24 protein-coding genes and 1 pseudogene are annotated in these 26,985 nt (G+C 71.7%); 13 read left to right on the forward strand and 12 right to left on the reverse strand.

Annotated features, from left to right (window positions below; all coding sequences use genetic code 11):
- Positions 1 to 83 precede the first annotated feature (83 nt).
- Both UW392_RS21650 and UW392_RS21655 read left to right on the forward strand, forming a co-directional pair.
- Positions 84 to 752 carry a helix-turn-helix transcriptional regulator gene (locus UW392_RS21650; RefSeq protein ID WP_320776719.1) on the forward strand — a complete coding sequence of 223 codons (669 nt, stop codon included), beginning with the start codon at positions 84 to 86 and terminating at the stop codon, positions 750 to 752.
- Positions 749 to 952 (forward strand): DUF397 domain-containing protein, encoded by a 204-nt coding sequence (locus UW392_RS21655; RefSeq protein ID WP_320776720.1) that lies wholly within the window; start codon positions 749 to 751, stop codon positions 950 to 952. The genes UW392_RS21650 and UW392_RS21655 overlap by 4 nt, the downstream gene beginning before the upstream one ends.
- Positions 953 to 964: 12 nt before the next feature.
- Here UW392_RS21655 and UW392_RS21660 read toward each other — a convergent pair whose 3' ends face one another.
- The 3 genes from UW392_RS21660 to UW392_RS21670 all read right to left on the reverse strand — a co-directional run bounded on the left by UW392_RS21660 (position 965) and on the right by UW392_RS21670 (position 3,675).
- Positions 965 to 2,665 (reverse strand): methylmalonyl-CoA mutase, encoded by a 1,701-nt coding sequence (locus tag UW392_RS21660; RefSeq protein ID WP_320776721.1) that lies wholly within the window; start codon positions 2,663 to 2,665, stop codon positions 965 to 967.
- An 82-nt stretch (positions 2,666 to 2,747) separates the two neighbouring features.
- Positions 2,748 to 3,089: a DUF3817 domain-containing protein gene (locus UW392_RS21665; protein ID WP_320776722.1), complete on the reverse strand. Its 342-nt coding sequence runs from the start codon at positions 3,087 to 3,089 to the stop codon at positions 2,748 to 2,750.
- Positions 3,090 to 3,165: 76 nt separating this feature from the next.
- Complete coding sequence (locus UW392_RS21670; protein WP_320776723.1) at positions 3,166 to 3,675, reverse strand: MarR family transcriptional regulator; 510 nt, start codon at positions 3,673 to 3,675, stop codon at positions 3,166 to 3,168.
- 176 nt (positions 3,676 to 3,851) lie between these two features.
- Here UW392_RS21670 and UW392_RS21675 point away from each other — a divergent pair, with 176 nt between their 5' ends.
- The gene (locus UW392_RS21675; protein WP_320776724.1) at positions 3,852 to 4,847 is read left to right on the forward strand and encodes a glycoside hydrolase family 6 protein; all 996 of its coding nucleotides are present in this window, start codon (positions 3,852 to 3,854) and stop codon (positions 4,845 to 4,847) included.
- 9 nt (positions 4,848 to 4,856) lie between these two features.
- On the opposite strand, the gene UW392_RS21680 is transcribed toward UW392_RS21675, so the two are convergent.
- From UW392_RS21680 to UW392_RS21695, 4 genes are all read right to left on the reverse strand, one after another.
- Positions 4,857 to 6,818 carry a kelch motif-containing protein gene (locus UW392_RS21680; protein WP_320776725.1) on the reverse strand — a complete coding sequence of 654 codons (1,962 nt, stop codon included), beginning with the start codon at positions 6,816 to 6,818 and terminating at the stop codon, positions 4,857 to 4,859.
- Between the two features lie 3 nt (positions 6,819 to 6,821).
- Positions 6,822 to 8,819 carry a cellulose synthase catalytic subunit gene (locus UW392_RS21685; RefSeq protein WP_320776726.1) on the reverse strand — a complete coding sequence of 666 codons (1,998 nt, stop codon included), beginning with the start codon at positions 8,817 to 8,819 and terminating at the stop codon, positions 6,822 to 6,824.
- Positions 8,820 to 9,057: 238 nt separating this feature from the next.
- Positions 9,058 to 9,351 (reverse strand): MTH1187 family thiamine-binding protein, encoded by a 294-nt coding sequence (locus tag UW392_RS21690; RefSeq protein WP_320776727.1) that lies wholly within the window; start codon positions 9,349 to 9,351, stop codon positions 9,058 to 9,060.
- The gene (locus UW392_RS21695) at positions 9,348 to 9,692 is read right to left on the reverse strand and encodes a DUF3817 domain-containing protein (protein WP_320776728.1); all 345 of its coding nucleotides are present in this window, start codon (positions 9,690 to 9,692) and stop codon (positions 9,348 to 9,350) included. Before UW392_RS21695 ends, UW392_RS21690 begins: the two co-directional genes overlap by 4 nt.
- Positions 9,693 to 9,819: 127 nt before the next feature.
- On the opposite strand from UW392_RS21695, the gene UW392_RS21700 reads away from it, so the two are divergent.
- From UW392_RS21700 to UW392_RS21715, 4 genes are all read left to right on the forward strand, one after another.
- Positions 9,820 to 10,452 (forward strand): AIM24 family protein, encoded by a 633-nt coding sequence (locus tag UW392_RS21700; RefSeq protein WP_320776758.1) that lies wholly within the window; start codon positions 9,820 to 9,822, stop codon positions 10,450 to 10,452.
- 1 nt (position 10,453) lies between these two features.
- A complete protein-coding gene (locus tag UW392_RS21705; protein WP_320776759.1) occupies positions 10,454 to 11,104 on the forward strand; it encodes an AIM24 family protein in 651 nt (216 codons plus the stop codon).
- The gene (locus UW392_RS21710) at positions 11,101 to 11,874 is read left to right on the forward strand and encodes an AIM24 family protein (RefSeq protein ID WP_320776729.1); all 774 of its coding nucleotides are present in this window, start codon (positions 11,101 to 11,103) and stop codon (positions 11,872 to 11,874) included. The genes UW392_RS21705 and UW392_RS21710 overlap by 4 nt, the downstream gene beginning before the upstream one ends.
- Before the next feature lie 90 nt (positions 11,875 to 11,964).
- Positions 11,965 to 12,441, forward strand: a complete 477-nt coding sequence (locus UW392_RS21715) for a MarR family winged helix-turn-helix transcriptional regulator (RefSeq protein WP_320776730.1) — start codon at positions 11,965 to 11,967, stop codon at positions 12,439 to 12,441.
- A gap of 4 nt (positions 12,442 to 12,445) precedes the next feature.
- On the opposite strand, the gene UW392_RS21720 is transcribed toward UW392_RS21715, so the two are convergent.
- Both UW392_RS21720 and UW392_RS21725 read right to left on the reverse strand, forming a co-directional pair.
- Complete coding sequence (locus UW392_RS21720) at positions 12,446 to 13,870, reverse strand: HAMP domain-containing sensor histidine kinase (RefSeq protein ID WP_320776731.1); 1,425 nt, start codon at positions 13,868 to 13,870, stop codon at positions 12,446 to 12,448.
- Entirely contained in the window at positions 13,867 to 14,532 is a 666-nt protein-coding gene (locus UW392_RS21725; RefSeq protein WP_320776732.1) for a response regulator transcription factor, read from the reverse strand. The genes UW392_RS21720 and UW392_RS21725 overlap by 4 nt, the downstream gene beginning before the upstream one ends.
- A 120-nt stretch (positions 14,533 to 14,652) precedes the next feature.
- Between UW392_RS21725 and UW392_RS21730 the strand changes: the two genes are divergently transcribed.
- Positions 14,653 to 15,336 carry a PepSY domain-containing protein gene (locus UW392_RS21730; protein ID WP_320776733.1) on the forward strand — a complete coding sequence of 228 codons (684 nt, stop codon included), beginning with the start codon at positions 14,653 to 14,655 and terminating at the stop codon, positions 15,334 to 15,336.
- On the opposite strand, the gene UW392_RS21735 is transcribed toward UW392_RS21730, so the two are convergent.
- The 3 genes and pseudogenes from UW392_RS21735 to UW392_RS21745 form a co-directional block, all read right to left on the reverse strand.
- A complete protein-coding gene (locus UW392_RS21735) occupies positions 15,273 to 16,586 on the reverse strand; it encodes an MFS transporter (RefSeq protein WP_320776734.1) in 1,314 nt (437 codons plus the stop codon). The genes UW392_RS21730 and UW392_RS21735 overlap by 64 nt on opposite strands.
- A 345-nt stretch (positions 16,587 to 16,931) precedes the next feature.
- Positions 16,932 to 17,885: pseudogene (gene meaB / locus UW392_RS21740) on the reverse strand (methylmalonyl Co-A mutase-associated GTPase MeaB); the annotation flags it as partial.
- A 44-nt stretch (positions 17,886 to 17,929) separates the two neighbouring features.
- Positions 17,930 to 19,129 carry an acetyl-CoA C-acetyltransferase gene (locus UW392_RS21745; RefSeq protein WP_320776735.1) on the reverse strand — a complete coding sequence of 400 codons (1,200 nt, stop codon included), beginning with the start codon at positions 19,127 to 19,129 and terminating at the stop codon, positions 17,930 to 17,932.
- 149 nt (positions 19,130 to 19,278) lie between these two features.
- Between UW392_RS21745 and mce the strand changes: the two genes are divergently transcribed.
- The 5 genes from mce to UW392_RS21770 all read left to right on the forward strand — a co-directional run bounded on the left by mce (position 19,279) and on the right by UW392_RS21770 (position 26,968).
- Positions 19,279 to 19,719, forward strand: coding sequence for a methylmalonyl-CoA epimerase (gene mce / locus UW392_RS21750; protein WP_320776736.1), 441 nt, complete (start codon positions 19,279 to 19,281; stop codon positions 19,717 to 19,719).
- A 235-nt stretch (positions 19,720 to 19,954) separates the two neighbouring features.
- Positions 19,955 to 24,025 carry a polarized growth protein Scy gene (scy, locus tag UW392_RS21755; RefSeq protein WP_320776737.1) on the forward strand — a complete coding sequence of 1,357 codons (4,071 nt, stop codon included), beginning with the start codon at positions 19,955 to 19,957 and terminating at the stop codon, positions 24,023 to 24,025.
- Positions 24,026 to 24,210: 185 nt separating this feature from the next.
- On the forward strand, positions 24,211 to 25,146 hold the full coding sequence (locus UW392_RS21760; protein WP_320776738.1) for a cellulose-binding protein: 936 nt from the start codon (positions 24,211 to 24,213) through the stop codon (positions 25,144 to 25,146).
- 83 nt (positions 25,147 to 25,229) lie between these two features.
- Entirely contained in the window at positions 25,230 to 26,195 is a 966-nt protein-coding gene (locus UW392_RS21765; protein ID WP_320776739.1) for an ABC transporter ATP-binding protein, read from the forward strand.
- Positions 26,192 to 26,968 carry an ABC transporter permease subunit gene (locus UW392_RS21770; protein WP_320776740.1) on the forward strand — a complete coding sequence of 259 codons (777 nt, stop codon included), beginning with the start codon at positions 26,192 to 26,194 and terminating at the stop codon, positions 26,966 to 26,968. The genes UW392_RS21765 and UW392_RS21770 overlap by 4 nt, the downstream gene beginning before the upstream one ends.
- Positions 26,969 to 26,985 lie beyond the last annotated feature (17 nt).

A 26,985-nucleotide genomic window follows, 5' to 3' on the forward strand; every position in this document is an offset into this window, starting at 1 on the left:
GTTCAGCAGCGGGAGCGGCTACCGGAGGCGGCCCCGATGACAACTCGGCATAGACGACCTTGCCGCAAGCAACGGTGTCGCTCGTGCGCCTCGCCGTCGAACTCACCCGCGCCAGAAACGTCGCCGGGCTGAGCCAAGACGCCGTGATCAAGCGCACGAAGGTCAGCGCCGCCACTCTGTACCGCGTCGAGAACTGGGAGGGGCGCCCACAACAACGCACCCTGATCACGCTGCTCGACCACTACGGCGTGACTGACGACGTGCGCGCCCGCATCACCACGTTATGGGAGAAGGCCAAGCCTCAACCAGGCCAGCACGCCGAGCGGCCGCAACTGCGCCCGGAATACACCACCTACATACAGTTGGAGCAAGAGGCGGAGCACGTTCTCAACTGGGAGTCACTGTTCATCCCCGGCCTCTGCCAGACGGAGGACTACGCCCGCGCAGTCGTCCGTGGCGTGCTCCCCGACGCGAGCCCGGCCGATGCCGAACGGCGCGTTCGCGCCCGCCTCGACCGACAGGAGCGGCTCTTCGGCGACAACCCCCTACAGCTCACCGCGATCATGGATGAAGCCGCACTCAGACGGCACGTCAGCATGGCCACCCGACGACTCCAGGACCAGCAGGGCGAACTTGACGGCTACACCACGACCTTCGACTCCCTCGCCAGCGTGGCTCTGAGCCCCGGCGATACGAGCGCTCTCATCACGACCGTGATGGGCGAGTTGAATCACTTGAAGGAGACCGCATGAGCACCCCGGACCTCGCCAACGCCCACTGGGTCAAGAGCAGCTACAGCAGCGGCGAAGGCCAGTGCGTGGAGGTCGCCGGCCTCCCCGGCGCGGTCGCGGCCCGCGACAGCAAGAAGCCCGGCGGACCCGCGCTGACGTTCTCCCGCGACGGCTGGCGGGGCTTCATCCGGGGAGTCAACGCCGACGGCTTCCAGCCCTGACCGAGCCTCGCCCTAGAACCCGGGTGGCTCCGTGTACACCCCCCACTCCTCGCGCAGCACCCCGCAGATCTCGCCGAGCGTCGCCTCCGCGCGGACCGCCTCCAGCATCGGGGCGATCATGTTGGTGTCCGAGCGGGCCGCGGTGAGCATGGCGTCCAGGGCCGTGCGGACGGCCTCCTCGTCGCGGGCCGCCCTGCGGTCGGTGAGCGCGCGGACCTGGTCGCGTTCCACCTCGTGGCTGACGCGGAGGATCTCCAGGTCGCCGGTGACGGAGCCGGTGTGGGCGTTGACGCCGACGACCCGCTTGTCGCCCTTCTCCAGCGACCGCTGGTAGCGGAACGCGGACTCGGCGATCTCGCCGGTGAACCAGCCGTCCTCGATGCCGCGCAGGATGCCGGAGGTCATCGGGCCGATGGGGTGCACACCGTCGGGGTGGGCGCGCGTGCCCCGCTCCCGTATCCGCTCGAAGATCTTCTCGGCGTCGCGCTCGATGCGGTCCGTGAGCTGTTCGACGTACCAGGAGCCGCCGAGGGGGTCGGCCACGTTGCCCACGCCGGTCTCCTCCATCAGGACCTGCTGGGTGCGCAGCGCGATCTCGGCGGCCTGCTCGGAGGGGAGGGCGAGGGTCTCGTCGAGGGCGTTGGTGTGCAGGGAGTTGGTGCCGCCGAGGACGGCGGCCAGGGCCTCGACCGCCGTACGGACCACATTGTTGTACGGCTGCTGCGCGGTGAGGGAGACGCCGGCGGTCTGGGTGTGGAAGCGGAGCCACTGGGACTTCTCCGACCGGGCGCCGTAGACGTCCCGCGTCCAGCGGGCCCAGATGCGGCGGGCCGCGCGGAACTTCGCGATCTCCTCGAAGAAGTCCACGTGCGCGTCGAAGAAGAAGGAGAGGCCGGGGGCGAAGGTGTCGATGTCGAGGCCGCGGGACAGCCCCAGTTCGATGTAGCCGAAGCCGTCGGCGAGGGTGTACGCCAGCTCCTGTGCGGCCGTGGAGCCGGCCTCGCGGATGTGGTAGCCGGAGACCGAGAGCGGCTTGTACGCGGGGATGCCGGCCGCGCAGTGCTCCATCAGGTCGCCGATCAGGCGCAGGTGCGGCTCGGGCCGGAAGAGCCACTCCTTCTGCGCGATGTACTCCTTGAAGATGTCCGTCTGGAGGGTGCCGTTCAGCACGGACGGGTCCACGCCCTGGCGTTCCGCCGCCACCAGGTACATGCAGAAGACCGGGACCGCCGGGCCGCTGATCGTCATCGACGTCGTGACGTCGCCGAGCGGGATGTCCCGGAAGAGGACCTCCATGTCGGCGGCCGAGTCGATGGCGACGCCGCAGTGGCCGACCTCGCCGAGCGAGCGCGGGTCGTCGGAGTCGCGGCCCATCAGGGTCGGCATGTCGAAGGCGACCGAGAGCCCGCCCCCGCCGTTGCGGAGGATCATCTTGTAGCGCTCGTTGGTCTGCTCGGCGTTGCCGAACCCGGCGAACTGCCGGATGGTCCACGTACGGCCCCGGTAGCCGGTCGGGTACAGGCCGCGGGTGAAGGGGTACTCACCGGGCCAGCCGATCCGCTCGAAGCCCTCGTAGGTGTCACCCGAACGAGGTCCGTACACCGGCTCCACGGGGTCACCGGAGAGCGTCGTGAAGTCCGCGTCGCGCTTGCGCGCCGCGTCGTACCGGGCCTGCCAGCGTCGGCGGCCCTCCTCTATGGCGTCAGCGTCCATGGAATCAAATTTACTAGGACGTCCTAGTAAATGTCGATGGCTGACCGCCGTACGGGTGTCCGTACGGCGGGATCGCGCGGGTTCAGGCCTTGGCGGGGGCCGGTGCGGCCCGGCCGGCGAGCTTCGCCTCCAGCTCCGGGGTGATCCGGCGCTCCACGAAGAACGCCGCCGTCGGGATGGTTCCCGCCAGGAGCACCCACAGCTGCTTCTTGACCGGCCACTTCGCCTTGGCGCCCAGGTCGAAGGCGAAGACGAGGTAGATGACGTAGAGCCAGCCGTGGGCGATGCTCACGACGCGGGTGAAGTCGTCGGCACCGTTCACGTCCAGCAGGTACTTCGCGATCATGCCGAGGCAGAGCAGGATCAGCAGGACACCGGTGACGTACGCCATGACCCGGTAGCGGGTCAGCACGCTCTTTTTCATGGCTATGAGCGTAACGAGAAGTTCGGGGCGATCTTGCGGCGGGTTCCGCCCCGGCGCGCGCGCCGGTCCGGCCCGCTCACTCCTCCTCGAAGTCCCCCGCCGCCACCCGCAGCGGACGCAGCATCGCGAAGATCTCGCCGCACTCCTCCGCGTCGTACGCGCCGAGGCCGAAGTCCATCGCCATCAGGTCGCGGGTGGCGGACTCGACCACCTCGCGGCCCTTGTCGGTGATGGAGGCGAGGGTGCCGCGGCCGTCGTTGGGGTTCGGGCGCTTGTCGACCAGGCCGGACCTGACCAGCCGGTCGACGGTGTTGGTCACCGAGGTGGGGTGCACCATGAGCCGCTCGCCGATCTTGGACATCGGCAGCTCCCCCGACTTGGAGAAGGTGAGCAGCACCAGCGCCTCGTACCGCGCGAACGTCAGCCCGTACGGCTTGACCACCGCGTCGACCTCGCCGAGCAGGATCTGGTGCGCCCGCATGATCGAGGTGATGGCGGGCATCGAGGGCACGTTTCCCCAGCGCCGCTTCCAGCTGTCGTCGGCGCGTGCGATGGGATCGAAGGAGAGACTGAGGGGCTTCGGCACGGCATAAGACCTTACCGGCCGGTCACATGGCGGTCAGCTCCGTCCCGTCTTTCGGACCGCGCTCCCCGGTACGGGCATGGCGGTACGGGCATGGCGGTCCACGACCCTCTCTGCCCGATATGTAACGATAAGAAATGGATCGTTACGCATTGTTACCTCTGCTTCCAGGGAGCGGCATGTTCCGGCTGATCCACACCCTCGCGGTACTGACGGCCCTCGGGCTCGCGGCGGGCTGCTCCTCCGGGGCCGACGTCGACAAGGCGTCCGTGGCCGGGGCCGCCGAGAAGAAGGCAGAGCGGGCGGCCGACTCGCCGTTCTGGGTGGACCCCGACAGCCCCGCCGCGCGGCAGGGCCGGCAGTGGGAGCGGCAGGGCCGCACCGAGGACGCCGGGCTCCTGCGGCGGATCGCCGGGCAGCCCGCCGCGCTCTGGCCGGCCGGGGAGATCGATCCCGCGCCACTGGTCCGCAAGGCCGCCGGTGCGGCGTCCGAGGCCGGCAAGGCGGTGCTGCTCACCGCGTACAACATCCCGCACCGGGACTGCGGCCAGCACTCCGCCGGGGGCGCGGCCGACGCGGGGGCCTACCGGCAGTGGATCGGGCGGTTCGCCGACGCGATCGGTGACGCCAAGGCGTACGTGGTGCTGGAGCCGGACGCCGTCGCGCACATCGTCGACGGCTGTACGCCCGGTGAGCTGCATGCCGAGCGGGAGGCGCTGCTGGGCGAGGCGATCACGCGGCTGAAGGCGCAGCCGAACACCAAGGTGTACCTGGACGCGGGCAACCCGGCCTGGATCACCGACCCCTACAAGCTGGTCGACCCGCTGAAGCGGGCCGGGATCGCCGGCGCGGACGGCTTCGCGCTCAACGTCTCCAACTTCCAGACCGACGCCGTCGTGAAGGAGTACGGCGCCCGGCTCTCGGCGGCGCTGGACGGCAAGCACTACGTCATCGACACCAGCCGCAACGGCAACGGGCCGCTGCCCGGTGCCTGGTGCAACCCGCCCGGCCGGGCACTGGGCGCCCGGCCGACGACCGAGACCGGGGACCCGGCCGTCGACGCGTTCCTCTGGATCAAGCGGCCCGGCGAGTCCGACGGCACCTGTGAGGGCGGGCCGGACGCCGGGCGCTGGTGGCCGGAGTACGCGCTGGGCCTGGCGCGCGACAGCCAGTGACCCTGACTCCTACCGCTTCACATGGACCCACTTCGCCTTCGACGGTGTGCCGTCCGCGTCCGTGACGAACAGCATGTACCAGCCCGGCGGGACCAGGGTGCGGTCCTCGGGGATGCCGAAGGTGACCTTGCCGTCCTTCTTGGTCACGTCGAGGTCGATGGAGCGCTGCTCCACGTCGGTGGTGTGGGTGACCGCGCTGGGGCGCATCAGCCGCGCCTTCGCCACCCGTTCGGGGCGGTCCGTCGCGAAGGTCACCCGGTCCGTGCCGGCCGCCACGGTCTTCGGGCCGCCCTTCAGCACCGGGCGGCCCGCTCCGGCGCGGTGCAGCGCGGGCGGGGTGAAGACCTCCATCCGCTGCTCGAAGTGGCCGAGCTTGGTGTTCTGCTGGTCGTCGAAGAGCGGGTCCGAGCCGAAGGTGGCCACCCGGCCGTCGGGCAGCAGCAGCGCCTCGGAGTGGTAGTTGCGGCCCACCGCGGGGGACGCGGCCTCCTTGAAGGCGTTGGTCTTCGGGTCGTAGACCTGGGCCTTGAGGATGTTGCTGGCGCTGCGGCCGCGGTAGTCCTTGGAGCCGTTGGAGGTGAAGACGGTGTCGTCCGGCATGATCACGCTGTTCAGGTAGCGCGTGCCCTGGGGCAGGTCGGGGCCCGGCTCGAAGACCGGGTTGTCCTTCTTCAGGTCGACGACGGCCGTGCGCTCGGTGGACTTCTCCGACTCGCCGACGCCTCCGCCGCCCAGCACCATCACCTTCTGGTCCTGCGCCGGCGGGAGGAGCAGCGAGGCGGAGGTCTCCAGCTGGTCGGGGTCGGTGAGGCCGGGGACCTCCTGGAAGTTGTTGGTCTTCAGGTCCCACAGGCCGGGGACGCGGCCCTTCTCGGCGGGGCCGTACCCGGCGTTCGACCCGGAGTAGAAGAGCTTGCCGCCCTTGGTGAGGAAGAGGGCGGGGTAGGTCGGGAAGTACCGCTTGGGGCCGGGTGACCACTTCTTGGTCTTCGGGTCGTAGATCTCGTTGTCGCCCGGGTCGATCACGCCGACGTCGTCCAGGCCGGACGCGGCGAGGATGCGGCCGTCGTCGAGGCCGACCAGCGTCGGGTACCAGCGGGCCTTGTCCATCGGGTCGACCGGGACGTACTTCTCGGCGACCGGGTCGAACTCGTAGGCCGCGCGGATGCCCTGGAAGTCCTGCTTCTCCAGGGTGATCTTCTCGCTGAGGCCGTAGGTGTTGGCGGCGTCGTCGCCCGCCAGGCCGACGATCTCGTACTGGGCCTGGCTGTCGGTGACGGACAGCGGGCCCTTCTCGGCCGCCTCGACGAAGACCCGGGCCTCGCTCGCGGTGATCTTGGTCTTGTACGGCTGGACGACGCCGCGTTCGTCGCGCGTGATCTCGAAGCCGCGCTTGGCCTTGGGGAGGTCGACGTCGAACCTGGAGACGTACTCGACGCCCGCGGGCGAGCGGAAGCGGGTGCCCTTGGGGAGGTGGACGGGCCGGTCGGGGTTCTCGTTCTTCACCCGCATGCCGCCGCCGGCCCGGTCGACCTCGCCGTCGAGCAGCTCGTAGCGGGCGGTGCCGCCGGCCACGAGCATGCGGCCGTCGGGGAGCTGCGCGTGGCCGGAGCAGAAGAAGTCGTCCGGGGTCGCGATCTTCTTGAACGTGTTCTTCTCCGGGTCCCACAGGACCGTGTCGAAGGAGCCCTTGTCGAACTTCTTCTGCTCGTTGCCGGAGCCCGCGACGATCAGCACCTTGCCGGTGTGCAGGAGGGCCGCGTGGATCGCGTTGGTGCGGTACTCCTCGGGGATGTCGACCCTGTTCCACGAGCCGTACTTCGCCTTGTAGGCGGGGCGGGAGATCTTGTACGCGTGGTACTTCTCGCCGGCGAAGCCCAGGGCGGCCGGGGCGTTGAGGGCGGCCAGGATCGCCAGGCCGCCGACGCCCAGGACGGTCTTCTTGGTCTTCTGCGAGGGTTTGTAGGCCATGGCCTAGTTGCCTCCTGTCATGGTGCCGGAGACGGTCGACGTGACTCCTGTGGCGGCGGGGGTGATGGACGCGGTGGCGGGGGTGATGGACGCGGTGGCGGTTGCTGTGACCGTGGTGACCGAAGTGACGGGCGTGGTCGTGGCGAAAGCCGGGGCCGGGGCGGAGGCGGGAGCGGGAGCGGTGACCGTGGGGGGTGCCGTCGGCTTCGGCGGGAAGGCCGGTACGGGTGGGGCGGGGGTGCCCGACGGAACCGGGGCCGGGTTCTCCGCCGGGGCCGGGGCGGGATTCTCCGCTGGGGCGACGGCGGGGGCAGTCGCCTTGCCGCGGGCGCGGTGGCGGGTAGCCAGCCAGACGGCCGGTGGGGCCAGGGCGATCGCGGTCGCCAGGAACGCCCAGGTGCGCATCGCCACGTGCGTGTGGTCCAGGACGGCCGACGCGACCAGCGCGGAGACCAGGAGCAGCGCCCAGCTGAGGTGGATGCGGAAGGTGAGCAGGCGGTCGGGGCTGGTGCCGTCGCCCTTCGGCGTGACGACGAAGCGGCTCGGGCGGCGCAGGAGTGCCTCGCTGAACGACTTCAGGTAGATCGGCGCCGACATCGCCGACATCGCCATGCCGGCGAGGCCGCCCGAGCCCTGGGGCTCGTGCGGGGAGACGTTGTGGCGCCGGTTCCAGAGGTAGAGGCCGATCTGGAGGGCGGCGGCGTCGCTGTAGAGCATCAGCAGCACGGAGGCGGACACCTCCGTGCCGGAGGCGCCGAACCAGAGGAACAGCAGGCAGCTGAGGATGCCGAGGAACCAGTTGACGGCCGTCATCGGGTAGTAGACGAGCATCAGGGTGTAGGAGAGCAGCCGGCCCGGGGGCATGCGCAGGAACGCCTTGCCGTACTGCTTGATGAGCGTCTCGTAGGTGCCGCGGGACCAGCGCAGCTGCTGGGTGAAGAAGTCGGTCCAGGAGGCCGGGCCCTCACCGACGGCGAGGACGTCGGGGGTGTAGACGGAGTTCCAGTGGTGGCCGGTGCGGGGGTTGCGGTGACGGTGGATCTCGAAGCCGGTGGCCATGTCCTCGGTGATGCTGTCGTAGAGGCCGCCGACCTGTTTGACGGCCGCGACACGGACGACGTTGTTCGTCCCGACGAACATGGGGGCGCGGTAGCGGTTGCCGGCGCGCTGGATCAGGGCGTGGAAGAGGAACTGCTGGGACTCGGCGGCCTTGGTGACGGGGTGGCGGTAGTTGCCGTACACCTGGGGGCCGACGACGAAGGCGACGTCCGGGTCGCGGAAGTAACCGAGCATCCGCTCCAGGAAGTCGGGGAGCGGGACGTGGTCGGTGTCGACCGAGGCGAAGAAGTCGTAGGCGTCGCCGTGCATGGCGATCCAGGCGTTGTAGTTGCCGTGCTTGGTGCGGGCCTTGTGGACGCCGGTGGGCTGGTTCCAGTCGGGGACGCCGTGGCGGGTGAAGTGGCGGACGCCGAGCTCTTCGCAGAGGGCCTTGGCGTCGGGGTCGTCGCCCTCGTCGAGGAGCCATACGTCGAAGGTGCGGGTGCCGGGGTGGGACATGCGGGTGGCCGCCTCCAGGGTGGCGCGCACCATGGGGAGGGGTTCCTTGCCCGGGACGTAGGTGGTGAGGAAGGCGACGCGGGTGCCGGGGGCGGGGGTGACGGGGACGGGGTCGCGGGCGACCATCGTGGCGTGGGCGACGGAGGCGACGTTGACGACCATGAAGAGTTCGATCAGGGCGATCGCCACCAGCATGGTGACGTCGAGGGCGGTCAGCCAGCGGTCGGCGCCCTCTCTCTCCACCCAGTGGGTGGGCCAGACGAGGTAGACCAGCAGGGCGCCGGTGAGGAGCGGCGCGAGGGCCATGAGGAGGACGGCTTTTATTCGGTGGGGCTCGCGGGAGAGCAGTGAGGTGTACTGCACCCGGTACGCGTTGCCGGACGGCTCGGTGAGCGGTCCCGCCAGTCGGCTGTGGGTGTCGTAGTCGTAGCCCTCCGGCCGCACAGCGCCCTCCAATGAGTGGGGTGATCTGACGATCTACCCTCACGAAAGTGGAGATTCGGGGGCGTGTCGAACTGGGGGCGTCCAGGTGGGTGGGTGGTATGGGGTGCCGGGTGCCCGCGGCGCACGCGCGGGTGGGGCGACGGGGCCCCGCTCGGCGGAACGCCGGGCACCCGGTGAGAAGTCGGGTTCCCGGCGTCGGGTGCGGGCGTCAGGTGCGGGCGTCGGGTGCGGGCGTCTGCTAGTCGGCCAGGTGGCGTTCGACCGTCGCCACCTTGGACGTCAGCGCGTCGGTCACGCCGGGCCGGATGTCGGCCTTGAGGACGAGGGAGACGCGGGGTGCCCGTGCCTCCACCGCGGCCACCGCGCGCCGGACGACGTCCATCACCTCGTCCCACTCCCCCTCGACGGAGGTGAACATCGCGTCGGTGCGGTTCGGCAGCCCCGACTCGCGGACCACCCGGACCGCGTCGGCGACGTACTCCCCCACGTCCTCGCCGACGCCGAGCGGTGTCACGGAGAACGCGACGATCATGCGTTGACCACGCCCTCCTGGCGGGCGCGGGAGGCGATCACCGCGTTCTCCGCCTCCCGCTTCAGGCGCCGCTCCGCGAAGAAGCCGCCGGTCGGCAGGACCGAGAGGACGAAGTAGAGGACGCCCGTGCCGAGCGACCACTTCGCCCGGTTCCACGCGTCCGCCCAGAAGATCACGTAGAGGACGAAGAGCAGGCCGTGCACCGCGCCCATCACCGGTACGGCGTTGAAGTCCGTGGTCCGCTTCAGGACCGAGCAGATCAGCAGGAGGAGGAAGGAGATCGCCTCGGGTCCGGAGACCAGGCGGAGGCGGCGGAGGGCTGCGGCGGTCTTGAGGTCCACGAGTGGGTCACCTTCGCTGGTGGGAGATCATTTTGTGAACGCGCGCACAAGCGCGTGGTCATTGTGGCAAATCGCCGACGCGCCCGGCCGAGGGGGGCGGGCTCGCGTTACCTTCGCGTGTGTGGCGATGTTCCGACTTCAGGGCAGCAAGGTGCTCGCCGTCGAGATGACCGGGGACGCCGTCAAGGCGAAGAACGGCTCGATGGTCGCGTACGACGGAGAGATGTCCTTCAAGAAGATGAGCGGCGGGGGTGAGGGGCTGCGGGGGATGGTGACGCGGCGGCTCACCGGTGAGCAGATGACGGTGATGGAGGTGAAGGGGCACGGGACCTGCTGGTTCGCCGACCGGGCGGCCGAGATCAACGTGGTCGAGCTGGGCGGCGACAAGCTGTTCGTGGAGTCGAGCAACTTCCTCGCGGCGGCGGCGGGGCTGCGGACGGGTACGGAGTTCACCGGGCTGCGCGGCGCCTCGCAGGGCAACGGGCTGTTCACGACGACCGTCGAGGGGCACGGACAGGCGGCGATCATGTCGGACGGGCCGGCGGTCGTGCTGCGGGTGAGTGAGCGGTATCCGCTGACCGTGGACCCGGGGGCGTACGTCGCGCACCAGGGGCGGCTGCGGCAGTCCTTCCAGTCCGGTGTGACCTTCCGCACCTTCATGGGGGAGGGCGGCGGGGAGGCCTTCCAGATCCGCTTCGAGGGGGACGGGCTGGTCTACGTGCAGCCGAGTGAGCGGAACACGATCGCGGGGGATGTGTGACGTGGGCTTCCGGGAGATCAATACGAAGGTGGTCGAGGCCACCGTGGTGCCGGGGCAGCGGCTGTTCAGTCAGCGGGGGGCCATGCTCGCCTACAAGGGGGACGTGTCCTTCACGCCGAACATCCGCGGTGGTCAGGGCGGGGTCATGTCGATGATCGGACGGCGGGTCGCGGGTGAGGACACGCCGCTGATGACCGTGGAGGGGAACGGGACCGTGCTGTTCGGGCACGGTGGGCATCATGTGCAGGTGATCGAGCTGGCCGGGGACACTCTGTCCGTGGAGGCCGACCGGCTGCTCGCCTTCGAAGGGACGCTGGAGCAGGGGACCGTCTTCCTCGGCGCTCAGGGCGGCGTCATGGGGATGGTGCGGGGGCAGGTCAGCGGGCAGGGGCTGTTCACCACCTCGCTGAGGGGACACGGATCGGTGGCCGTGATGGCGCACGGCGGTGTGATCGAGGTGCCGATCGTCCCGGGGCGTCCCGTGCACGTCGATCCGCAGGCCTACGTCGCCCACCACGGGGACGTCCGCAACCGGCTGTCCACGGCGCTGGGGTGGCGGGACATGGTCGGGCGGGGGTCCGGGGAGGCGTTCCAGCTGGAGTTGAGCGGGAGCGGGGCCGTGTTCGTGCAGGCGTCCGAGGAGAAGCTGTGAGTACGGTCTGGGATCCGGCTTCGCTGCCGGTCGACGACAACGTCGACGCCTACACCTTCTGCGTGGAGCTGGCGGGCAGCCAGTGGTTCCTCCAGAAGGGGAAGATGATCGCCTACTACGGGTCGATCGACTTCAACGGGATCGGACACGGGCGGCTGGAGCGGCTCGTGCGGCATTCGTTCCATTCGCCTCTGCACGCGAGCGACTGGGTCGTGGCCGAGGGCTCGGGGCAGATGCTCCTCGCCGACCGGGCGTTTGATGTCAACTCCTACGACCTGGAGGACGGCAATCTGACCATTCGCTCCGGCAACCTGCTCGCTTTTCAGCCAAGTCTGTCGCTGAAGCAGTCGATCGTGCCGGGGTTCCTGACGCTCATCGGGACGGGGAAGTTCGTGGCCGCCTCCAACGGGCCGGTGGTGTTCATGGAACCGCCGATCCGGGTGGACCCCCAGGCGCTCGTCGGCTGGGCCGACTGCCCCTCGCCCTGCCACCACTACGACCACGGGTACATGACCGGCCTGATGGGCGGTCTACGTGCGATGACGGGGCTCGGCGGCGCCTCCGGCGAGGAGCACCAGTTCGAGTTCGTGGGCGCGGGGACAGTGCTGCTGCAGTCGAGCGAGGCACTGATGGCGGAGCAGTCGACGGGAGTGACTCCGCAGGAGCCGGGGGTGCCCGGCGGGGGCGCGCACGGCCCGCAGGGGGCGCAGTCCGGGGCACCGCGCCTTCCCGGACAGCTCGGTGACCTCCAGCGCCGCTTCGGGCTGTGAGCGGTACCCTGCGGAGGGTGACATCGAACGCGTGCGCACCGTCACACCTCTGTCTAGTTCGCCTTTCAACTTTTTAGGTAGACTTCATTCATGGAGACCGAGACGGCCACCCGCTGGCTGACCGATGCGGAGCAGTGCGCCTGGCGCACCCACCTGGAGGTCAACAAGCTGTTGACCTATCAGCTCGAAAAGGACCTCCAGCCGTTCGGCCTGACGATGAACGACTACGAGATTCTGGTGAACCTCTCCGAGTCGGAGGAGGTGCGGATGCGCATGAGCGACCTCGCCACCGCCACCCTCCAGTCCAAGAGCCGCCTCTCGCACCAGATCACACGCATGGAGAACGCCGGCTTCGTGCGGCGGGAGAACTGCGAGTCCGACCGGCGCGGCCTGTACGCCGTCCTCACCGACCGCGGCATGGAGACGATGCGCAAGGTCGCGCCGCACCACGTGTCGTCCGTGCGCAAGCACTTCATCGACCTGCTCTCCCCCGAGGCGCTGACCGAGCTGGACAAGGCGCTCAGGCCCATCGCCGACCACCTGCGGGGCCAGCGCGGGCGGCCATGAGGCCCTAGGGCGCTTCTGCCGGACTGTCGTCGGCGGGCAGGCGCAGTTCGAAGAGGGCGCCGCCCGCCGGTGCCTCCGCCACCGTGAGGGTGCCCTCGTGGCGTACGGCGACGTCCCGGGCGATGGCGAGGCCCAGTCCGGCGCCGCCGTCGTCACGGCTGCGGGCCGCGTCGAGCCGTACGAAGCGCTCGAAGATCCGCTGCCGGTCGGCCGGCGGTACGCCCTCGCCGTCGTCGGCGACGCCGAGCACCGCCGTGCCGCCCTCCCGCCCTACGGTGACCTCCACCGCCGACCGGGCGTGCCGCTCGGCGTTGTCCAGCAGGTTGGCCAGGACCCGCCCCAGCTGTCCGCGCGAGCCCTCCACGACGGCGCCCTCCCCGGCCCGCACCGTCACCCGGGGCCGGTTCCGCGCCTCCTCCCGGGCGAGGGCGGCCAGGTCCACCCGGCCGTCGGCCGGCCGCTCCCCCGCGTCGAGGCGGGCGAGCAGAAGCAGGTCGGCGGCGAGCCGCTGGAGCCGTACGGTGTCCTCCACCGCGCCGCCGACGTCCAGCAACTCCGGGTGCGCCGCGCCGACTTCGAGCTGGGTGCGCAGCGAGGCGATGGGGCTGCGCAGTTCGTGTGAGGCGTCGGCGACGAAGCGGCGCTGGCGTTCCACGGAAGCCTGCAGGGCGGCGAGGGTCTCGTTGGTGGTCAGGGCGAGCCGGGCCACCTCGTCGTGGGTGTCCGGCACGGGGACGCGGCGGCCCAGGTCCTCGGAGGCGGTGATCGCGGCCATCTCGCGGCGGATGCCCTCGACCGGGCGCAGCGCGCGCCGGGTGACGAGCCAGGTCACGCCCGCGACGAGGGCCGCGAGCAGGGGGAACCCGATCAGCATCACGGTCAGCGCGGTGCTCACGGCGCCGTGCTCGGCGGAGAGCGGTGAACCGGCGTACACGGTGAGGGTGCCGCGGTCGTCCGTCTCGACGGTCACGCCCGCGAAGCGGTAGTCCTCCGTCTCGCCGTCGATGGTCGCCGAGCCGTCGCTGAGGGTGGCCCGGCCGCCGATCTCACCGGGTTCCAGGCCCTCGTCGTCGTCATCGTCGTCGTCCCCCGGGCGGTCGGCGGACGCCTGACGCGGTGCGACCGCGTCCACACCGGTGCCGCTGATCCGCTCCAGGTCCTCACTCGCGGCCACCAGGACGCCGTCCTCGTCGACGACCTGCACCGGCCGGTCGTCGACGTCCAGCGACAGCTCGTCGTAGCGCGTCCCGGCGGCGAGCTGCGCCGCGACCTCCCGCGCGGAGCGCTCCGCCTGCGTCCCGGCCTCGCCGAGCAGGTTCGAGCGGAGCGAGAGCAGTACGGCGGTTCCGGCGGCGACCAGCGCCACGGCGACCACCAGTGTGGCGGCGAGGGTGGCGCGGGCCCGGACCGACCCGAAGAGGCGGCTCACCGCTCCGTCTCCAGCCGGTACCCGGCGCCGCGGACGGTCGCGATGAGCCCGGCCCGCAGCTTGCGGCGCAGGGCGCTGACGTACACCTCGACGATGTTGGGATCGCCCTCGTAGGCGAAGTCCCAGACGTGGTCGAGGATCTCGCTCTTGGAGACCACCTCGCCCGCGCGGAGCACCAGTTGCTCCAGTACGGCGAACTCCCGGGCGGTCAGCGTCACCTCGTCGCCGCCGAGGAGGACGCGGCGGGCGGCCGTGTCGACCCGCAGGTCGCCGTGGACGTGCACCGGGGACGCCCCCGGCCCCTGCCGCCTGCGCAGCAGCGCCTTGACCCGGGCGACCAGGACGACGTACGAGAAGGGCTTGGTGAGGTAGTCGTCCGCGCCCGTGTCCAGGCCCTCCGCCTCGTCGTACTCCCCGTCCTTGGCGGTGAGCATGAGGATCGGCACGTCGTCGCCGGCGGCGCGCAGGGCGGCGCACACCCGGTAGCCGTTGAGGCCGGGCAGCATGATGTCGAGGATCACCAGGTCGTACGGGGCCTCCATGGCCCGGTGCAGGCCCTCCCGGCCGTCGTGGACGACGTCCACCGCGTACCCCTCGGCCGTGAGGCCCTTGGCCAGGGAGAGGGCCAGTCGTTTCTCGTCCTCGACGATCAGCAGGCGCATCCCTCAAGGGTCGCAAAGGGTCCCTGAAGATCCCTTCAGGTGGCTTCAGGTTCCCCTCAGCGTCGGTCGGCGACAGTGAGGACACCACAGCGCAAAGGGACCGACCCGGGAGGAACACCCATGAAGCGCAACATCGTCATCGCCGCCGTCACCGCCGCCGCGCTGATCGGAGGCGGCACGGCGACGGCCCTCGCGGTCTCCGGCTCCGGGGGCGACGGCGCGTCGAGTGCCGCTCCGGCGGAGGTCCGGACCTCCGGTGACGGCGCGCGGGACGACGACCGGGACGACCGCGACGACCGGGACGACGACCGGCAGGAGGCCGCCCGCGCCGCCGACGCGAAGGTGACCGCCGCCGGCGCCGTCGACGCCGCGCTGAAGAAGACGCCCGGCACGGCCGTCTCCGCCGAGCTGGACGAGGACGACGGCACCACCGCGTGGGAGGTCGACGTGCTCGCCGGCGACGGCACGTGGCACACCGTACGCGTCGCTCCCTCCAGCGGCGAGATCCTCGGTACGCGCACCGACGACGAGGACGACACCGCCGAGGTGCGCGCCGCCCTGAAGGGCACCTCCGTCACCGCCGCCGAGGCCGCCGAGGCGGCGGCCGGCAAGGGGACGGTGACGTCGGTGGAGCTCGACGACGACCACCGCACGGGCGTCTGGGAGGTCGAGACGCGCTCCTCGGACGGGTCCGAGCGGGAGTGGCGGGTCGACGCCTCCTCGGGCAAGGTGACGGCGGATCAGGACGGCGACTCCGACGACGCGGACGACGACTCCGACGGCGCCGACTCCGACGACGACTGACGGGAGGCGGCCGGGGTCCTCGCCCCGGCCCTCCCGCGGGCAGACGGGAATGTGACGACCGGGCCCAGGGCCGCCGCGACGGACACCGCGCCTGCCAGCGCGAAGCACAGCGGCAGCGGCAGTCGCTCCACCAGCAGCCCCGTCGCCGCGGCACCGGCCGAGCTGCCGGCGTTCACCGCCGTGTTGACCCAGGCCCCGGCTCGGGCGCGGAACCCCGGGGCCGCGTCCTCGTCGGCGATCAGGTACGTCGTCGTCAGCGCCGGCGCCACGAAGAGGCCCGCGCAGGCGACGGCCACGACCAGCGCGGAGAGCGCGGGGGCGAGACCCGCGGCGGCCAGGGCGAGGCCCAGCCCGGCCGCGAGGTACGGCAGCCGGGCGCGGGCGGAGCCCCGCCAGGCGACGGCCCCGTTGAGCAGGCCGCCGACCGCGCTGCCCGCCGACAGCGCGGCGAGGACCCAGGCGACGGTGTCGTCCCCGAGGCCGTGCCGCCCGGCGAACGCCACGACCAGCAGGTCCACGGCGCTCAGCGAGAGGCCGACGCCCGCGGCGACGGCGACGGGTTGCAGGAGGGCGCGGCGCCGGGCCGCCCGCTCCCCCGCGGATGTCCGCTCCTTCGCACCGGCGGCCGGTCCGGCCGGGCTCAGCGCGCGGGTCGCCGGGGACAGGGCGAAGGCGACCGTGCCCGCCGCGACCAGCAGGGCGCTGAGCACGACTCCGGCCGCCGGGGAGGCGACGCCGACGACGACACCGACGAGGAGCGGGCCGGTGACGAAGAGCAGTTCCTCGGCGACACCGTCCAGGCTGTAGGCCCGCCGCAGCAGGGCCCGGTCGGGCAGCAGGGCCGACCACACCGCGCGCATGGTGGGGCCGAGCGGGGGTGTGCAGGCACCGGCGAGGGCCGCGGTCACGGCGAGGACGGGCCAGGGGAGGCCGGTCACGCCGCCGGCCGCCGCGAGGGCGCAGAGCAGGGTGGCGTACAGCAGCGCCATCGGGATCAGCGCGCGGCGCGGGCCGTGCCGGTCGACCAGGGCGGCCCGGTAGGGGGACAGGAAGACGCCGGTGGCGCCGAAGAGCGCCATGACCGTGCCGGCCACGGCGTAGGAGCCGGTGGCGCGGGTGACGCAGAGCATCAGGGCGACGGAGACGGTGCCGTAGGAGAGGCGGCCCACGAGGGCGGCGGTGAAGGCGCCACGGGCGTGGGGGACGCGGAAGACGGCGGCATAGGAGGGCCGCGTGGGTGTGGTGGACACGGGAGTGTTCCTCGTCCGAGGGCGGAAGGGGGACGCCGGGGTACCGCGACGGCGGCCGGAAGCGGCGGTCGCGGGCCTGGGCGGGCCCTATGCCAAGAGGAGGAACATGCGCGGGAGGCTATCAGGGGGGTGGGGGCGGGTCATTCGGTTATCCGCGCCGCCGCGACGGTCGCCCGCGCAGTTCCCCGCGCCCCTACAGGGGCGCCCCTGTAGGGGCGCGGGGAACTGCGCGATCAACCACGACGGCCCCGCACCGAGTCACCGCCCCTCAGCACCGCCAGAACCCCCGGTACCCCCGGTACCACCAGAACCACCGGTACCACCGGTACCACCGGTACCACCGGCACCCCCCGTAACCCCCGCCACCAGCTCATCCGCAGCGCGATAGGGATCCGTCTCCCCCGAGACGATCCGCTCGGCGAGCACCCCGAGCCGGCGATCGCCCCGCAGATCACCGATCCGCTCCCGCAGGGCCGTCACCGCGATCGTCTCCACCTCCCGGGCGGCCCGGGAGAGCCGCCGCTCGGCGAGCACCCCCCGCTCCTCCGTCCACGCCCGGTGTTTCTCCAGCGCCTCGACGACCTCGTCGATCCCCTCGCCGCGGGCGGCCACCGTCTTCACGATGGGGGGACGCCAGTCCCCGGGCCCCCGCGCCTCGCCCAGCCCCAGCATGTGGTTCAGCTCGCGCGCCGTCGCGTCCGCCCCGTCCCGGTCGGCCTTGTTCACCACGTACACGTCGCCGATCTCCAGGATTCCCGCCTTGGCCGCCTGGATGCCGTCGCCCATGCCGGGGGCCAGCAGGACGACCGAGGTGTCCGCCTGGGAGGCGATCTCCACCTCCGACTGCCCGACGCCGACGGTCTCGACGAGGATCACGTCGCAGCCCGCCGCGTCCAGGACGCGGATCGCCTGGGGCGCCGCCCACGCCAGGCCGCCCAGGTGCCCCCGCGTCGCCATGGAGCGGATGTAGACGCCGGGGTCGGACGCGTGGTCGGACATGCGGACCCGGTCGCCGAGCAGCGCTCCGCCGGAGAACGGGGAGGAGGGGTCGACGGCGAGGACCCCGACCCGCCGGCCCTGTCGGCGGTACGCCGTCACCAGCGCCGAGGTCGACGTGGACTTGCCGACCCCGGGCGAGCCGGTGAGGCCGACCACGTACGCGTTGCCCGTGAGCGGGGCCAGGGCCGACATCACCTCCCGCAGGTGCGGGGACGCCCCCTCCACCAGGGAGATGAGCCGGGCCACGGCACGCGGCCGGCCTTCCCTGGCCTGGGCCACCAGTGAGGAGACGTCCTGCATGCGCACCGTTCCCTTCGAGAAGACCGTTCCCTTCGGAAATCCGGTCAGACCTTCGGTACCCGCAGGATCAGCGCGTCACCCTGACCGCCGCCCCCGCACAGCGCCGCCGCGCCGACACCGCCGCCGCGCCGCTTCAGCTCCAGCGCCAGGTGCAGCGCCAGCCGGGCGCCGGACATGCCGATCGGGTGGCCGAGGGCGATGGCACCTCCGTTCACGTTCACCTTTTCGGTGGAGACGCCGAGGTCCTTCATTGACTGCACGGCGACCGCGGCGAACGCCTCGTTGATCTCGATCAGGTCGAGGTCGGCGACGTCGAGGCCCTCCTTCTTCAGCGCGTGCCGGATCGCGTTCGACGGCTGCGACTGCAAAGAGTTGTCCGGCCCCGCGACGTTCCCGTGGGCCCCGATCTCGGCGAGCCACTCCAGGCCCAGCTCCTCGGCCTTGGCCTTGCTCATGACGACCACGGCCGCCGCGCCGTCGGAGATCTGCGAGGACGAGCCCGCGGTGATGGTGCCTTCCTTGGAGAAGGCGGGGCGCAGCTTGCCGAGCGACTCGGCGGTGGTGTCGGGGCGGATGCCCTCGTCCTTGCTGAAGAGAACGGGGTCGCCCTTGCGCTGGGGGATCTCCACGGGGGTGATCTCCGCCTCGAAGGTGCCGTTCTTCTGCGCGGCGGCGGCGCGCTGGTGGGAGAGGGCGGCGACCTCGTCCTGGTCGGCGCGGTTCAGCCCCAGCCGGGTGTTGTGCTTCTCGGTGGACTCGCCCATGGCGATGTTCTCGAAGGAGTCGGTGAGGCCGTCGTGCGCCATGGCGTCGAGGACCTGCACCGCGCCGTACTTGTAGCCCTCGCGGGACTTGGGCAGCAGGTGCGGCGCGTTGGTCATGGACTCCTGGCCGCCGGCGACGATCACGTCGAACTCGCCGGCGCGGATCAGCTGGTCGGCGAGGGCGATGGCGTCCAGGCCGGAGAGGCAGACCTTGTTGACCGTGAGCGCCGGGACGTGCATCGGGATGCCCGCCTTGACGGCGGCCTGCCGGGCCGGGATCTGCCCTGCCCCGGCCTGGAGCACCTGTCCCATGATCACGTACTGCACCTGGTCGCCGCCGATCCCCGCGCGGTCGAGGGCGGCCTTGATCGCGAAGCCGCCGAGGTCCGCCGCGGAGAAGGATTTCAGCGAGCCGAGGAGCCGCCCCATGGGCGTCCGGGCGCCCGCGACGATCACCGTGCTGTTCGTTGCAGATGACATGAGCTGCGATCCCCTTTTCCGGCCCGCACAGGCCGAGGAGTGAACGAGGGTTTACTCGAATGTACTGACCGGTATGCGGCCCGTCACCGGGCCGTCGGTGTGATCGCGCGCACGTTGCGTAACCACTCGGGGAGCGCTCCACTGAACGCATGCTGACGCGAATCGACCACATCGGAATCGCCTGTCACGACCTCGACGCCACTGTCGAGTTCTACCGGACCACCTACGGTTTCGAGGTGTTCCACACCGAGGTCAACGAGGAGCAGGGCGTCCGGGAGGCCATGCTCAAGATCAACGAGACGTCGGACGGCGGAGCCTCCTACCTCCAGCTCCTGGAGCCGGTCCGCGAGGACTCCACGGTCGCGAAGTGGCTGGCCAAGAACGGTGAGGGGGTCCACCACATCGCCTTCGGCACGGCGGACGTCGACGCCGAGGCCGCGGACATCCGCGACAAGGGCGTACGCGTGCTCTACGACGAGCCCCGGCGCGGTTCCATGGGGTCGCGGATCACCTTCCTGCACCCCAAGGACTGTCATGGTGTCCTCACAGAACTCGTCACATCGGCGGCTGTTGAGTCACCTGAGCACTGACTCCCGTACATAGGGGCCGGTAGGGTTGGGTGTGGTCGCCGCTCGATCCAGGGCGACCGGGCCCCGTCGTCACCGGTGGGGCCGTAGCCGGGGTCCGGGTTTCGGGGGACGAGCGCCGGGGCAGCAGCACATGCTCCGCCGTTGATCTGACACCATTCCCCGGGGGCCCCGTTCGTCGGACGGTCGGGGTTCGTTCGTCAGAGTGTTGCGACCAGGGGACGGATGGGACCGCGCAGTGCGGGGCTACGAGAGCCAGGAGCGAGAGCCGGCGGCTGACGTCGACCACCTCTCTCGGTTCGAGGCCGAGATGAAGCGGCTGAAGACCGAGCGGGAAAAGGCGATCCAGCACGCCGAGGACCTCGGCTACCAGGTCGAGGTGCTGCGCGCCAAGCTGCACGAGGCGCGGCGCACCATCATGTCCCGGCCCGCCTTCGACGGCGGCGATCTCGGGTACCAGGCCGAGCAGTTGCTGCGCAACGCTCAGGTGCAGGCCGACCAGTTGCGGGCGGACGCCGAGCGCGAGCTGAGCCAGGCCCGCGCGCAGACCCAGCGCATCCTCCAGGAGCACGCCGAGCACTCGGCCCGGCTCCAGGCGGAGCTGCACCAGGAGGCCGTCAACCGGCGCCAGCAGCTCGACCAGGAGCTGGCCGAGCGCCGGCAGACCGTCGAGAGCCACGTCAACGAGAACGTGGCCTGGGCCGAGCAGCTGCGGGCCCGCACCGAGCAGCAGGCCCGGCGGCTCCTCGACGAGTCCCGCGCCGAGGCCGAGCAGGCGATGAACGCGGCCCGCGCGGAGGCCGAGCGGCTGACCGCCGAGGCCCGGCAGCGGCTGCGGGGCGAGGCGGAGTCCGCCCGCGCCGAGGCCGAGCAGCTGCTGCGCCGGGCCCGCGCGGACGCCGAGCGGCTGCTCAACGCCGCCTCGACACAGGCCCAGGAGGCCACCGACCACGCCGAGCGGCTGCGCACCTCCACCGCGTCGGAGTCCGAGGACGCCCGCCGCCGCTCCCAGGAGCTGAGCCGCTCCGCCGAGCAGCGGATGACGGAGGCCGAGGAGGCGCTGCGCAAGGCGCAGACCGAGGCCCAGAAGCTGGTCACCGAGGCCGAGGAGGCCGCGGCCAAGGCCCTGGCGAACGCCGAGTCGGCCAACGAGACGCGGACGCGGACGGCGAAGGAGCAGGTCGCCCGGCTGGTCGGCGAGGCCACCAAGGAGGCCGAGTCGGTCAAGGCCGACGCCGAGCAGCTGGTCGCGGACGCCCGCGCCGAGGCCGAGAAGATCGTCGCCGAGGCCGGTGAGAAGGCCCGTACGATCACCGCCGAGGAGACCGCCACCCAGCTGTCCAAGGCGGCCAGGACCGCCGAGGACGTGCTGAACAAGGCGTCCGAGGAGGCCAAGCGGACCACGAAGGCCGCCGCCGAGGAGGCCGAGCGGATCCGCGGCGAGGCCGAGACCGAGGCGGACCGGCTGCGCGCCGAGGCGCACGACATCGCCGAGCAGCTCAAGGGCGCGGCGAAGGACGACACCAAGGAGTACCGGGCCAAGACGGTCGAGCTGCAGGAGGAGGCCCGGCGGCTGCGCGGCGAGGCCGAGCAGCTGCGGGCCGACGCGGTCGCCGAGGGCGAGAAGATCCGCGCCGAGGCCCGCCGGGAGGCCGTCCAGCAGATCGAGGAGGCGGCGAAGTCCGCCGAGGAGCTGCTCGCCAAGGCCAAGGCCGACGCCGACGAGCTGCGGCAGACCGCCACCACGGACAGCGAGAAGGTCCGCACCGAGGCGATCGAGCGGGCGACGAACCTGCGCCGGCAGGCCGAGGAGACGCTGGAGCGCACCCGAGCCGAGGCCGAGCGGCACCGCGCGGAGGCCGCCGAGCGGGCCGAGGAGACCCGCGCGGACGCCGAGCGCGCCGCGACCGAGCTGCGCGAGGAGACCGAGCGGGCCATAGAGGAGCGCCGCGCGGAGGCCGCCGACGAGCTGACCCGGCTGCACACGGAGGCCGAGGAGCGGCACGCCGCGGCCGAGCGGGCGCTGGGCGAGGCCCGCGAGGAGGGCGCGCGGCTCCGCCGGGAGGCGTCCGAGGAGGCCGAGCGGCTGCGGAGCGAGGCCGCGGAGCGCATCCGTACGCTGCGTGAGCAGGCCGAGGAGGAGGCCGAGCGGCTCCGTACGGAGGCCGCCGCCGACGCCTCCGCCTCCCGCGCGGAGGGCGAGTCCGTCGCCGTGCGGCTGCGCGCGGAGGCGGCGAGCGAGGCCGAGCGGCTGAAGTCGGAGGCGCAGGAGAGCGCCGACCGGGTGCGCGCGGAGGCGCAGACGGCCGCCGAGCGGATCGCGGCCGAGGCGTCGGAGACGCTGGCCGCCGCGCAGGAGGAGGCCGCCCGGCGCCGCCGCGAGGCGGAGGAGCTGCTCGGCGCGGCCCGCGAGGAGGCCGGCCGGGAGCGGGAGCGGGCCCGGGAGCAGAGCGAGGAGCTGCTGGCCTCGGCGCGCAAGCGCGTGGAGGAGGCGCAGGCCGAGGCGGAGCGGCTGGTCGAGGAGGCGGACCGGCGGGCGACCGAGATGGTCACCGCGGCCGAGCAGCACGCGACGCAGGTACGGGACTCCGTGGCGGGGCTGCACGAGCAGGCCCAGGAGGAGATCGCCGGGCTGCGCAGCGCCGCCGAGCACGCCGCGGACCGTACCCGGCGCGAGGCCGAGGAGGAGGCGGACCGGGTCCGTTCCGACGCCTACGCGGAGCGGGAGCGGGCCGGCGAGGACGCGAGCCGGCTGCGGCGCGAGGCGCAGGAGGAGACGGAGGCGGCGAAGACGCTCGCCGAGCGGACGGTCTCCGAGGCGATCACCGAGGCCGACCGGCTGCGCGCGGACGTCGCCGAGCACGCCCAGCGGGTGCGTACGGAGGCCTCGGACGCGATCGCGGAGGCGGAGCAGGCGGCGTCGCGGACCCGGGCGGAGGCCCGGGAGGACGCCAACCGCATCCGCTCGGACGCGGCGACGCAGGCGGACACCCTCATCACCGAGGCGCGCTCCGAGGCGGAGCGGCTCACCACCGACACCGTCAACGAGACCGACCGGCTGCGTACCGAGGCGTCGGCGGCCGTCGCCGAGGCGGAGGAGGCCGCGTCGCGGGCCCGGCAGGAGGCCCGGGAGGACGCCAACCGCATCCGTTCCGACGCGGCGACGCAGGCGGACACCCTCATCACCGAGGCGCGCTCCGAGGCGGAGCGGCTCACCACGGAGACGGTCTCCGAGACCGACCGGCTGCGTACCGAGACGGTCGCGGAGGCCGAGCGGGTCCGCGGCGAGGCCGCCGACCGGGCGAAGAAGACGCTCGCGGAGGCCACCGACGAGGCGGAGCGGCTGCGGGCCGAGGCCGCCGAGACGGTGGGGTCGGCGCAGCAGCACGCGGAGCGGATCCGCGGCGAGGCCGAGCGGGTCAGGGCGGCGGCCGCGGCGGAGGCGGAGCGGGTCACGACGGCCGGCCGCGTGGAGGCCGAGCGGACCCTGGACGAGGCCCGCAAGGACGCCAACAAGCGGCGTTCGGAGGCGGCGGAGCAGGTCGACAAGCTCATCACGGAGACCACGGCCGAGGCCGACAAGCTGCTCGCGGAGGCCCAGCAGCAGGCGCAGAAGACCACCGCGGACGCGGAGGGCCAGGCCGACACCATGGTGGGGGCGGCCCGCACGGAGGCCGACCGGCTCGTGGCCGAGGCGACGGTCGAGGGCAACTCCCGGGTGGAGAAGGCCCGTACGGACGCCGACGAGCTGCTGGTCGGCGCGCGCCGGGACGCGACCGCCATAAGGGAGCGCGCGGAGGAGCTGCGCGACCGGCTGACGGGCGAGATCGAGGAACTCCACGAGCGGGCGCGGCGCGAGGCCGCCGAGACGATGAAATCGACCGGCGACCGCTGTGACGCGTTGATCAAGGCCGCGGAGGAGCAGCTCGCCAAGGCCGAGGCGAAGGCCAAGGAGATCGTTTCCGAGGCCAACTCCGAGGCGGGCAAGGTGCGTATCGCCGCGGTCAAGAAGGCCGAGGGTCTGCTCAAGGAGGCCGAGCAGAAGAAAGCGAAGCTGGTGAAGGAGGCGGAGGAACTCAAGGCGGAAGCGGTCCGCGAGGCCCGGCGTACGGTGGAGGAGGGTAAGCGTGAACTGGAGATTCTGGTCAGACGCCGTGAAGACATCAACGCGGAGATCTCCCGGGTCCAGGACGTGCTGGAGGCGCTGGAGTCCTTCGAGGCCCCGACCGTGGGCGGCAAGGACAACGGGGTGAAGGCCGGCGCGACGGTCGGTGCCCCTCGTTCGGGTGGTAAGTCGTCAGACGGCTAGCGCTCGGGCCGAATTCGGTGTCTCCTTGAGATCCTTTGGCCAAAGCTTTGGCAAGCAGTCGGTGTGTCCGACACTCGAAAGAGGTGTCATTCTCCAGATCAAACACGCATCCGCTCGATGACACACCGCATTGGCCCCTAGGATTCCCTCTATCACCTCACCCGGTCTCATTCGACAGGAACCCCATGAGCGACACTTCCCCCTACGGCTTCGAGCTTGTGCGGCGTGGGTACGACCGCGCTCAGGTGGACGAACGTATCTCCAAGCTCGTCTCCGACCGTGACAGCGCTCTCGCCCGCATCACCGCTCTGGAAAAGCGCATCGAGGAGCTCCACCTCGAAACCCAGAACGCCCAGGCCCAGGTGACCGACGCCGAGCCGTCGTACGCGGGGCTCGGCGCGCGGGTCGAGAAGATCCTGCGGCTCGCCGAGGAAGAGGCCAAGGACCTGCGCGAGGAGGCCCGGCGCGCGGCGGAGCAGCACCGCGAGCTCGCCGAGTCGGCCGCGCAGCAGGTGCGCAACGACGCCGAGTCGTACGCGGCCGACCGCAAGGCCAAGTCCGAGGACGAGGGCGTCCGGATCGTCGAGAAGGCCAAGAGTGACGCCTCGCAGCTGCGCGCGGAGGCCCAGAAGGACGCGCAGTCCAAGCGCGAGGAGGCGGACGCCCTCTTCGAGGAGACCCGCGCCAAGGCCGCGCAGGCCGCCGCCGACTTCGAGACCAACCTCGCCAAGCGCCGCGAGCAGTCCGAGCGGGACCTGGCCTCGCGTCAGGCCAAGGCCGAGAAGCGCCTCGCGGAGATCGAGCACCGCGCGGAGCAGCTCCGTCTGGAGGCGGAGAAGCTGCGCACGGACGCCGAGCGCCGCGCCCGCCAGACCGTGGAGACGGCGCAGCGCCAGGCCGAGGACATCGTGGCCGACGCCAACGCCAAGGCCGACCGCATCCGTTCGGAGTCCGAGCGCGAGCTGGCCGCCCTCACCAACCGCCGCGACTCCATCAACGCGCAGCTGACCAACGTGCGTGAGATGCTGGCGACCCTCACGGGCGCCGCGGTGGCCGCGGCCGGTACGCCGGCCGAGGACGAGCCGATCTCCCGCGGGGTGCCCGCCCAGCAGTCCCGCTGACGTCCGCACCGCGGGTCCGATCATTGGCGTAGCCCTCTGCCACTGGGGTGGCAGAGGGCTACGTCGCGTTCTAGCGTGGGCGCATGATCGAGCTTGAGGGGCTGACCAAGCGGTACGGCGAGAAGGTGGCGGTCGACGATCTCTCCTTCGCCGTCAGACCGGGGATCATCACAGGCTTCCTCGGGCCCAACGGCGCGGGCAAGTCCACCACCATGCGCATGGTGCTCGGGCTCGACCGGCCCACCGCGGGGGACGTCCGTATCGACGGCAACCACTACGAGCAGCTGAAGGACCCGCTGACGTACATCGGGGCGCTGCTGGACGCGAAGGCCGTGCACGGGGGCCGCAGCGCCTACAACCACCTGCTCTGTCTGGCGCAGGCCAACGGGATCTCGTCGCGGCGGGTGCACGAGGTGCTGGACACCGTCGGTCTGACGGCGGTGGCGAAGAAGAAGGCGAAAGGTTTCTCCCTCGGTATGGGGCAGCGGCTCGGCATCGCGGGCGCACTGCTCGGCGATCCGCGCATCCTGATGTTCGACGAGCCGGTCAACGGCCTCGACCCCGAGGGCATCCACTGGATCCGCAACCTGATGAAGACCCTCGCGGCGCAGGGGCGCACGGTGTTCGTCTCCAGCCACCTGATGAGCGAGATGGCGCTGACCGCCGACCACCTGGTCGTCATCGGCCAGGGCCGGCTGCTCGCCGACACCTCGATGGCCCGGTTCATCGAGGAGAACTCGCGCAGTTACGTCCGGGTCCGCAGCCCGCAGCGCGAGCGGCTGACCGACGTCCTGACGGCCGCCGGGATCACACCGCTGCGGCCGGACGCCGAGGTGCTGGAGATCGACGGCGACAAGGCGGAGACCATCGGCGAGCTGGCCGCGCGCCACCAGATCACGCTGCACGAACTGAGCCCCCAGCGGGCCTCGCTGGAGGAGGCGTTCATGCAGCTGACCGCGGAGTCGGTGGAGTACCACGCGCACGACGGGCAGCCGGCGGTCCCGGACCGCCCGCAGCAGTCCTGGGGCGCCGACTGGAGGCAGAAATGAGCACGGCCGCGACACAGGTGGTCCGGTCCGAGTGGACCAAGATCCGGTCGGTGGCCTCCACGGTGTGGACCCTCGGGCTGGCCGTGGTCGTCACCATCGCCCTCGGCATGCTGATCTCGGCGCTGTCGAAGAGCGAGTTCGACAACATGAGCGAGCAGAACCAGCTCACCTTCGACCCCACCCTCATCAGCTTCGCCGGCATGAGCCTCGGCCAGCTCGCCATGATCGTCTTCGGGGTGCTGGTCGTGGCGAACGAGTACAGCAGCGGCATGATCCGCACCTCGCTGGCGGCCGTGCCGAGGCGCGGCACCTTCCTGGCCGGGAAGATCGCGGTCGCGACGCTGCTGGCGCTGGTGGTCTCGATGGCGACGAGCTTCGCCGCCTTCTTCCTCGGGCAGGCGATGCTCGGCGACCTCAAGGCGTCGATCGGCGACCCCGGTGTGCTGCGCGCGGTCATCGGCGGCGGCCTCTACATGACCCTGATCGCGATGTTCTCGATGGGCGTCGCCGCGATGCTGCGCTCGCCGATGCTGTCGCTGGGCATCCTGATGCCGTTCTTCTTCCTGGTCTCCAACATCCTGGGCGGCGTGGACGCCACCAAGAAGGTCGGCCGGTTCCTGCCCGACCAGGCCGGCAGCAAGATCATGCAGGTGGTCCCGCCGCTCGACGACGACACCCCCTACGGCCCGTGGGGCGGGCTCGGCATCATGGTGGCGTGGGTGGTCGTGGCCCTCGTCGGCGGGTACGTGGTGCTCAAGCGGCGGGACGCCTGACCCGCGCGTCCACGGGA

It is taken from the genome of Streptomyces sp. CRN 30, assembly GCF_034105845.1.

Coding starts and splice junctions, on each gene's coding strand:
- UW392_RS21655 (WP_320776720.1), top strand. CDS start 749: ATGAGCACCCCGGACCTCGCCAACGCCCACTGGGTCAAGAGCAGCTAC.
- UW392_RS21660 (WP_320776721.1), bottom strand. CDS start 2,665: ATGGACGCTGACGCCATAGAGGAGGGCCGCCGACGCTGGCAGGCCCGG.
- UW392_RS21665 (WP_320776722.1), bottom strand. CDS start 3,089: ATGAAAAAGAGCGTGCTGACCCGCTACCGGGTCATGGCGTACGTCACC.
- UW392_RS21675 (WP_320776724.1), top strand. CDS start 3,852: ATGTTCCGGCTGATCCACACCCTCGCGGTACTGACGGCCCTCGGGCTC.
- UW392_RS21680 (WP_320776725.1), bottom strand. CDS start 6,818: ATGGCCTACAAACCCTCGCAGAAGACCAAGAAGACCGTCCTGGGCGTC.
- UW392_RS21690 (WP_320776727.1), bottom strand. CDS start 9,351: ATGATCGTCGCGTTCTCCGTGACACCGCTCGGCGTCGGCGAGGACGTG.
- UW392_RS21700 (WP_320776758.1), top strand. CDS start 9,820: ATGTTCCGACTTCAGGGCAGCAAGGTGCTCGCCGTCGAGATGACCGGG.
- UW392_RS21715 (WP_320776730.1), top strand. CDS start 11,965: ATGGAGACCGAGACGGCCACCCGCTGGCTGACCGATGCGGAGCAGTGC.
- UW392_RS21725 (WP_320776732.1), bottom strand. CDS start 14,532: ATGCGCCTGCTGATCGTCGAGGACGAGAAACGACTGGCCCTCTCCCTG.
- UW392_RS21730 (WP_320776733.1), top strand. CDS start 14,653: ATGAAGCGCAACATCGTCATCGCCGCCGTCACCGCCGCCGCGCTGATC.
- UW392_RS21745 (WP_320776735.1), bottom strand. CDS start 19,129: ATGTCATCTGCAACGAACAGCACGGTGATCGTCGCGGGCGCCCGGACG.
- mce (WP_320776736.1), top strand. CDS start 19,279: ATGCTGACGCGAATCGACCACATCGGAATCGCCTGTCACGACCTCGAC.
- UW392_RS21760 (WP_320776738.1), top strand. CDS start 24,211: ATGAGCGACACTTCCCCCTACGGCTTCGAGCTTGTGCGGCGTGGGTAC.
- UW392_RS21765 (WP_320776739.1), top strand. CDS start 25,230: ATGATCGAGCTTGAGGGGCTGACCAAGCGGTACGGCGAGAAGGTGGCG.
- UW392_RS21770 (WP_320776740.1), top strand. CDS start 26,192: ATGAGCACGGCCGCGACACAGGTGGTCCGGTCCGAGTGGACCAAGATC.